This is a genomic window from Streptomyces sp. NPDC000878 (assembly GCF_053599695.1).
This window is the reverse complement of the sequence record NZ_JBSFMT010000152.1, coordinates 1-7,535: the sequence shown is the minus strand read 5'-3', so window position 1 is coordinate 7,535 and position 7,535 is coordinate 1. Positions and strand designations below refer to the sequence as shown.

The following is a 7,535-nucleotide window of genomic DNA, read 5'->3' as shown; positions in this document are numbered from 1 at the left end:
TGCTGACGTACGACCCGGTGCTGGCTGATCTTGAGCGGGTGGAGCGAAAGCTGCACAGGGCCGGACCGACCGGCCCTGAGCCCCCAGCCCCCGCAGGCATGTCAGAAGATGGCGCGGAATGGTCGGGCTTGCCCCCAACCGGCCAAACGCGAAACACCGCTTCCGCACGGAAACTTCACGGGTACCCCTAGGAACGCGCCCCGCGAGGAACTTATTCTTCCCGCGTCATGGACTTCTGCCACCAGTGCCAACGGCACCTCAACGGCGCACTTGCCTGCCCGGGGTGCGGCTCATCGATAGCGCCTCTCCACCCGTACGCGGAGGACACCGACGCGCGCCCGGAAGAGGGCGGTGCCGATGAGGTACGGCGTCCTGGGCGGGCGGAGGCCCGGAGGGCAGGGCGTGGACGCGGGCGTGGCCGCGAGACCATCGAGTCCGAGGCGGCAGCCGCCGACACCGCCGACACCGCCGACACCGCCGACTCCGATGAGTACGACGACGAGGACGAGGCCGCTGAACAGCCTGCCGGCAGCCGACGTGACCGCAAGGCCGCGGCGCACCGGCGGCGCCGCAAGCGGACGTTGCTCGTCGCCGCGGGGTTCGTCCTCGCGGCGGGCGGACTGAGCCTCGCGGAACTGGGCATAGACGCGCCGGGATCGAACCCGAAGCCCGCGGCGGCCGGCAGCGAGTCGGCGGACGGCTCGGCGACGACGGAGGCCGGCGACACCGCGGAGCCCCTGTCCGACGAGTCGTCGTCGGCGGACGACGAGGCATCCGACTCGGCGTCTCCGTCGGGGTCGGCATCCCCGTCGGCGTCGGAAAGCTCGGGCTCCCCGTCCCCGACGGCCTCACCGAGCCGAAGCAAGGACACCCAGTCGGCCCCGATCGGCACGGCACCGACACCGACAAGGGACGAGTCCTCGACCCCGACGGACTCGACGACCCCGTCCACGGACCCGACGACAGCGGACCCGACCCCGGAACCGTCGCCCTCGGAGACGTGCGAGCAGTTCCTGTGGTGGTGCACGTAGGGGGCAGCAGTGTTTTTCCACTGCGCTGCTTCTTGTTCCCAGGCAGGGTTAATCCGCCCGGTGTTTCTGAGGTTCCCCCGAGATGCGGAGGATGTTGAACTCTCCGTCCCCTCCTCCTCTTACTACCACTAGCGCCACGCAGAGAAGGAACCGTGCAGCACAGGCGCCGCGACGTGGAACTCACCGAGCAGATCAAGGAGATCCACGCCGAGTCCGGCGGGATCTACGGCTCGCCGCGCGTGCACGCCGTGAAGCGCGAGGACGTCCACGTGGGCCGCAAACGCGTCGAGCGCCTGATGCACGATGTGCGCGGCTGGCTTCGTGGGCCACGGTGGACCACCATCGATGGCACCCCGTCGCTGTGTCCATATGCTCCATCGTCGACGTGCACTTCGGCTCTCGCCAGCCCCAGGTGCGGCGCTGCCCTAGCGTTGTCATGGCCCGCCGAGTGTCACCTTGGCGGCCTTCGTCCACCCGAGGTCGACCAGCTTGACACTGCCGCCAGTGCAGCTACCGCGGGTTGAGGACGCGTACGTTGAGTAGTACTGGTACGCGTCGTTGCCCAGTGAGTTCGCCGCAGGCTGGGTGAAGTAAGCGACCGACTGGGGCACTTTGTTGCAGGCAACGGCGGTGCCGAAGTACTCGCTGAAGTTAGACGGGACGCCGAGAAGGGTCTGGTTGGGCGCAACACGAAGCCTTCCGATCAGCGTGTCGACACCTGTCTTCATGTTCCGGACCCATGCGCCCCACCACTGGCCACTCGCGTCCGCGTCCAGGCGCCACACACGGAAGCGGTAGTTGACCTGTGGATCGATGGCGTACGGGAGTCGGCAGCTCCGCCCCTCGCCCTCGCCGTCGAACGACCCGCAGTTGCTCCCGCTGCTGGCGTTTGCGTTCCACAGCGAGAAGATTGCCGTGTCACCGGTCGTGTGATTGAAGCGTGTGCCGTCGGTCTGCAGCCCCGTATATCCGCCTGAGCCAGGAGTCTCTCTAAAGTCCCACACCAGAGCCCAGTACGAGTGGTTCGCCTTCTGAGTGATCTGCACTTCTTGGTCGATGTTCCAGAACCCGTTGGCGCCGTCGAAGTTCCACAACGCGTATTCGTTGGCGTCCTGATGCTGTGCTGCCTGCGTTGGCGCAATGCTCAGCATGAATACTGTGCAGACCGCCACAAGGAGTCCAAGAAGCTTATTCCTTGAAGGACTCCATACCCAGGGACAGACTACTTCACTGCTGATCTCCCCCACCTCCCTAATGCGCCGAGCACCCTTGTATCGGTGGTTCCGGCGACGTTTGACGAAGTCTCAGTCGACTACAGGTCGCTCATGTAGTAAGTCCACACGGTCGGGCCGCGCGCCCTCGGTCTCCATGGCTGCCTCCGTGGTCGCGTCTTTTACCTCGCTGCGCTCAGACGGAAGGTAATGGCTCACCGCGCGGGGGCGACCGATTTTCACATATCGATCGGATGCACCTTGATGTTCTGGAATTCCACTGCGGCGTTGTATACGCGCATAAATATGTCGCGATTCGTACAGTCGGAGGGCAGCTTGGCTTCCCGTGAATCCTTCCGAGCGCCGACGTTGGTGAGGCTGAAGGTCAGTGACTTTCGGGTGTCTTGCGAAGTCGTCAGTTTTCCATCCGTGACAGTTATGTCCCAGGAGTGCCACTGATCATCGACTGTCACCTGGTCCGACGGAAGCCTTTCTTCGGTCTCATTTCTGTACGGCAACGGCTGCCAGGTAGGTGTCGCCGCTTGTGTTCCGTCAGGATAGGCGATCATCCCGTACTGCAACTGGAACCCGTAGACAGCATCAGCCTGCCAACGGTCGCACGCCCCGAATCCATAACCCCATCCGTAAGGGCTCCCGCCACCTATCGCAGTGTCCACCACCTGACCTAGCCGTGCATCGAAGGTGAGCCGAAAAGCACAGGGATTCTCCGTCAACGGGATATACAGACCAGCTGGGGCATACGATCCCGCAGTGATGCGCCGAGTCCCATCGCCAAGGTGCTCATCCGACACGACTTCCGGTCGCGCAGCTTTGATTTCCGATTTCCCTTTAAGGGTTTTAACGTTCTCGCAGTCGACCGTCTTCTGTTTTCCACCCTGATTGATTTTGCAGTTGAACGCGTAAGCGCAGGCAGAATTACTGTTTCCGTTCTGGTTGATGTCGCAGGCCGCCGACGGAAATAGAAGAGCCGAAATCGCCGCTGCGCCCCAAACTCTTACGAGATTCCCCCTTGGCACTTTTCCCCCATGCTTGCTCTCGTTCGCTACTTCTGCTCGCAGGTCTGTACCTGCTGGCACGCATTGTTGTTGTTACCGTCCTGGGTCAAATCGCCGCCATGTACGAACAGGAGAAATACTCCCCCTATGATCGCAGCCAGAATCGCGCCCGCAAATGCGATCCACTTGGCATCGATTCCCCCGCTGGGTTCGCTCACATCCACTCCCCAAGAACCACTTGTGCTGCCTGCTGAGAGGGTACGCTCAGAAGAACTCCCTTCACGGGTGCAGACCGCTTGTGGCTGTACTGTGACCTTCCTTTGGAGAAACTGAATCTTCCGAGGCTGGTGAGGTTAAAGTGGATTTCAATAAGCCACTGCCTGTCGTTTCATGGCCAATGATTTTGACCTTAGTGCTCCAGTTGTAGATCGCGATCTTCATGCTTGAGCGGCTTGCCGCTGATAGTGGCTGGGTTGGGATTGTGTCTGGTGGCGGTGTCGCCAGTGGGACCAGTCGAGTCAGTGGGCCGCGTCGTGGATGCGTCGGACGACGAGCGGGATGAACGGGTGCTGGATCTCGTTGGAGGTGAGCGGTATCAGTCCGTCCGGTCTGGGGTGGCGGGTGTGTTCGTCGGCGCGGACGACGGTGAGGAAGGCGTGGGCGAGCATCGCGAGCGTGGCCCAGCGGTGCCAGGACGCCCAGCGTCTGACCTGGTGTTCGTCCAGTCCGGCCAGGCCCTTGCCGGACAGGAAGGTCTCCTCGACCGTCCATCTGCGTCCGGCGACCTGCACCAGGGTGGACAGCGGAACCTGGATCGGTGAGTAGCAGCGGTAGAAGGCGAGTTCACGGGTTCGCTGGTTGCGGCGGACGAGCAGTTGGTGGTGGCCGGGCCGGTCGTCGGCGATGTCGGCCAGGGCCCAGTCGTAGAAGGGATGTCCCTTGGCTCCGGTGCCAGCGGAGAGTCTCTGCCAGGCCCTCTTCGGTAGCTTCTTGACCAGGGCGTCGGTGCGGAGCATGCCTGCTCGGGTGGTGATCTGATGGTCGCAGGCGACGGCGAGTACGTAGCCGACCTGCGGTTTCTCCAGCTCGGTCCGCAGGTGCGGGTTGCCTCCGTAGACCTTGTCGCCGGCCAACCAGGATGTGGGGACGCCTGCGTCCGGTGCGCGGCCGATCATGCGGGCGGCGAGGGCGGGCCCTTGTAGCTGACAGGCCCTTCGACGAGTCCCATCGTTGAAGGTCAGCGGCACTCTCCGCCTATTTGATCAAGACGCGGACAGGCCCACTTGCGAAAGCGCGAGGCCAATTCTTGTCAGGCGTCCGCCCGTTTCGTCTCGGACAAGAGCCGGGGGTCCGGATCCTGAGCAGTCCGTCGTGTCTTCTTGCGCAGGTGTGGTTCCGTACAGCGCCGGGCTACCGCTTCGAGGCACCCTCACTCCGGCCAGAACGATTTCAAAGTCCGCGTGAGCTGGTGAAGGTGCTGGTCTGAGGTTCGTTAATGGCACTCAGTACCCCAAGGCTGGGTAACTCTTCCCCACAGACACCGGGCGGGGATCAATCGCATCGTTCCCCTGGTACTGCCAGAGGTACCGTTTGGGTGTCGAGTCAGAACGGAGCCCCGATGCCCTCGCATATGGACGAGCACACGGGCGCACGCATCGCACGCGCGCGCAAAGCCCGCCGGTTGACGCAACGTGAGTTGGCCGACCTCTCGCATGTCTCGTACAGCACGCTGACAAAGGTGGAACAAGGCAACCTGCCCGCGAGCCCGTCGGTCACCGGGGCGTTGGCCCGCGCGCTGTCCGTGGCGGTCACCGATCTGACCGGTCAGCCCTACCTCGATGAACTGCGACAGGACCAACTGGACGGTCTGATCAACCCGATCCGCGAGGCCCTGAACATCTACGACCTGGGCCCTGACCCGGACGTGACTCCGCGCGCGGTGGCGGAGTTGGAGGCCGATGCGGATCGGCTCTGCGCCATGGTCCGCGCGACGAACATCAAGCAGGTCGCCGCCGAGCTACCGGCGCTCATCCATGAGGCCACAACGACCGCGCACACCACACCCGTTGACCGCAACTGGCAGTTGCTGGCGAGCATGTACCGGACCGCGTACGACGTGACCACGAAGCTCGGGTTCCCCGACTTGTGCACGGTGGCCCTGGACCGCATGGACTGGGCAGCACAGCGCGCGTCGGACCCGGTCCTCGCCGGGATGCGTCAGTATCTGCGGGCTCTGACCTATCTCCGGGCGAGCGACTACCGCACCGGTGGGCGACTGGTACGGCTGGGGATGGCCACCCTGGAGCAGGCCGAGACGGGCCGTGTGCGTGATGTTCTCACCGGGCAACTCCACCTGGGTGCCGCCGTATTGGCGGGTCGCTCCAAGGACACGGAGACAGCGGAAGGACACCTCGGTGAAGCACAGCTCATCGCCGAGCGGACCGGCCCGGCGGAGAAGGTGCACTGGCTGTCGTTCGGACCGACCAACGTCGGGGTGCACCGCGTGAGCGTGCTCGCGGAACTCGACCAGTACCCCGAGGCCGTGCACGCGGCGCAGGAGATCGCGATTCCGGACGAGTGGCCCCCGTCCCGGCTGGCGCACCACCACGCCGAAGTCGCGCGGGCGGAGATGTGGACAGGCCGTACGGACGCGGCTTTCAAGAGCTTGATGAGAGCCCGCAAGCTCGCACCCCAGCAAACCCGGTACCACCCCACAGTGCGCGAGACCTATGCCGGTCTGGAAGCGGCCAAGCGCAGAATGCCGGACACCTTCAACAACTTCGGTTCGTGGCTCAGTATGTGACATTCCGTCAAGCAAAGGCCGGGGCTATCAGCGATGTCTGATAGTTCCGGCCTTCTGTTGTCACCACGATGTGGAAGTGCAAAGACCCCCGCGACCGTGCGACCGGTCCGGGGGCGTGGCCCACCACCTCAAGGAGTGATGAACATGGCCGAGCGTAGCGCCACCGCGCTGCACTGGGCTCTGGCGGCCCTGGCCTTATGGGCCCTCGCCCGCCTGCTGCCCGCGACCGGCACCCGCCGGAAGACACCGACGACCATGCGAACCGTCATGACCAGCAAGAACGCACAGGATCCCGTCCATCTGGTGGTACGGGTGCCTGCTCAGCGCAGGTCGCCGTACAGCACCGACCGGGCGCCTCTGGACGGTTCCGCGTCCCGCCTGTCACGGCCCTACCTGCCCGCCCTCACCGAGAGCCTGGTCCCGGAGACGGTCACGGCACCCCGTACCGCCCGCGTACGACCGTACTGGACGGCGCGGGAGCGCGTACTGAAGTGGGGGCGGCGGCATGTGATGGTGCCAGCGGCCTACTTCCACCTCGACATCGACAGCCTCGGCATCCACACCTCCGTCCCGGCCGGAGGTGGCGCCCGATGAGCAGCGTACGGAGTACGAGAGTCAGTGCGGCCGTGCGGCAGGCCGAGTTGCCCATGCTGCGCGCCTACCGCCTGTGGCACGAGCACACCCGCAAGTGCGCCGAGGGTTGCAAGAGCGTGCGCAAGGCACAGGACGGCTGCGAGAGCGGGCGGGAACTCTGGGCGAGTTACCGTCACGCCTCTGCCGGAGGCGACCGATGACTACACGGCCAACGCCCACCGACCGGTGTGGGACGGTCCGTGCCTCCCTGTTCTACCGGGCCCCGATCCTCAGCGAGGCGGGCGCGTGCGTCCTCCCCCACGGGCACGACGGGGATCACCAGGACCCGAAGGGCGGCACGTGGAACGTGATTCCGCTCTACCCAATGACCAGCACCGACAAGGGGACGGACGAGTGACCCACGCCCCCGAGCCGGCATGGCCTCCGGAACCCCCGTACCTGTCCAGCCTCTGCACCATCGGCACCCACGACCAGTGCCAGGACGCGAAGCCCCGGGAGAGCGGTATTCCGGGACTGCGCTACCTGGTGTGCACGTGCTGTTGCCACCACCTGAGTCCGGTCCCGGTGGAGGAAGCGAGTACATGAACTCTCCCGCCAGCAAGCGGAGTTGATTCTGTGCGTGCTGGAGGTGGCGTCTCCGGGTGAGTCGGACACGGTGATGCCTTGCGCGGAAGACATCAAGCTGATCGGTGCCGGTCTGCCTCTATTTGTTACGCAGAATTGGGGCACAGCCCCAAAAGGGATTGGACGGGTAGGGGCGGCGGGGGCGAGGAACCCTGGTCATGGTCGTGGGGGGGGGGGGGGGGGGGGGGTTGTGGTGGGGCGGGCCGGCGCGCGCCCCCCCCGGGGGATTACTGTGTCTGCTTGTAGACGTGGAGTT

At 64.8% G+C, this 7,535-nt stretch carries 9 protein-coding genes and 1 pseudogene; 6 read left to right on the top strand and 4 right to left on the bottom strand.

The features are described from left to right. Positions 1-227: 227 nt before the first annotated feature. Entirely contained in the window at positions 228-1,031 is an 804-nt protein-coding gene (locus ACWDR4_RS49450; RefSeq protein ID WP_450418703.1) for an SCO2400 family protein, read from the top strand. 152 nt (positions 1,032-1,183) lie between these two features. Then, entirely contained in the window at positions 1,184-1,555 is a 372-nt protein-coding gene (locus ACWDR4_RS49445) for a transposase (protein ID WP_450418701.1), read from the top strand. On the opposite strand, the gene ACWDR4_RS49440 is transcribed toward ACWDR4_RS49445, so the two are convergent. The 4 genes and pseudogenes from ACWDR4_RS49440 to ACWDR4_RS49425 all read right to left on the bottom strand — a co-directional run. Further along, complete coding sequence (locus ACWDR4_RS49440; protein ID WP_450418700.1) at positions 1,466-2,278, bottom strand: DUF3472 domain-containing protein; 813 nt, start codon at positions 2,276-2,278, stop codon at positions 1,466-1,468. The two genes, ACWDR4_RS49445 and ACWDR4_RS49440, sit on opposite strands and share 90 nt — an antisense overlap. A gap of 203 nt (positions 2,279-2,481) precedes the next feature. Beyond that, entirely contained in the window at positions 2,482-3,339 is an 858-nt protein-coding gene (locus ACWDR4_RS49435) for a hypothetical protein (protein ID WP_450418698.1), read from the bottom strand. Beyond that, on the bottom strand, positions 3,306-3,476 hold the full coding sequence (locus ACWDR4_RS49430; protein ID WP_450418696.1) for a hypothetical protein: 171 nt from the start codon (positions 3,474-3,476) through the stop codon (positions 3,306-3,308). Before ACWDR4_RS49430 ends, ACWDR4_RS49435 begins: the two co-directional genes overlap by 34 nt. A gap of 219 nt (positions 3,477-3,695) precedes the next feature. Continuing rightward, positions 3,696-4,451, bottom strand: a pseudogene (locus tag ACWDR4_RS49425) (IS701 family transposase); the annotation flags it as partial. A gap of 425 nt (positions 4,452-4,876) precedes the next feature. Here ACWDR4_RS49425 and ACWDR4_RS49420 point away from each other — a divergent pair. The 4 genes from ACWDR4_RS49420 (at position 4,877) to ACWDR4_RS49405 (ending at position 7,052) form a co-directional block, all read left to right on the top strand. Then, positions 4,877-6,061, top strand: a complete 1,185-nt coding sequence (locus ACWDR4_RS49420) for a helix-turn-helix domain-containing protein (protein WP_450418695.1) — start codon at positions 4,877-4,879, stop codon at positions 6,059-6,061. Between the two features lie 144 nt (positions 6,062-6,205). Continuing rightward, positions 6,206-6,655, top strand: coding sequence for a hypothetical protein (locus ACWDR4_RS49415; protein WP_450418694.1), 450 nt, complete (start codon positions 6,206-6,208; stop codon positions 6,653-6,655). After that, positions 6,652-6,855 carry a hypothetical protein gene (locus tag ACWDR4_RS49410; protein ID WP_450418692.1) on the top strand — a complete coding sequence of 68 codons (204 nt, stop codon included), beginning with the start codon at positions 6,652-6,654 and terminating at the stop codon, positions 6,853-6,855. Before ACWDR4_RS49415 ends, ACWDR4_RS49410 begins: the two co-directional genes overlap by 4 nt. Then, positions 6,852-7,052 carry a hypothetical protein gene (locus ACWDR4_RS49405; protein WP_450418690.1) on the top strand — a complete coding sequence of 67 codons (201 nt, stop codon included), beginning with the start codon at positions 6,852-6,854 and terminating at the stop codon, positions 7,050-7,052. Before ACWDR4_RS49410 ends, ACWDR4_RS49405 begins: the two co-directional genes overlap by 4 nt. Positions 7,053-7,535: the final 483 nt, after the last annotated feature.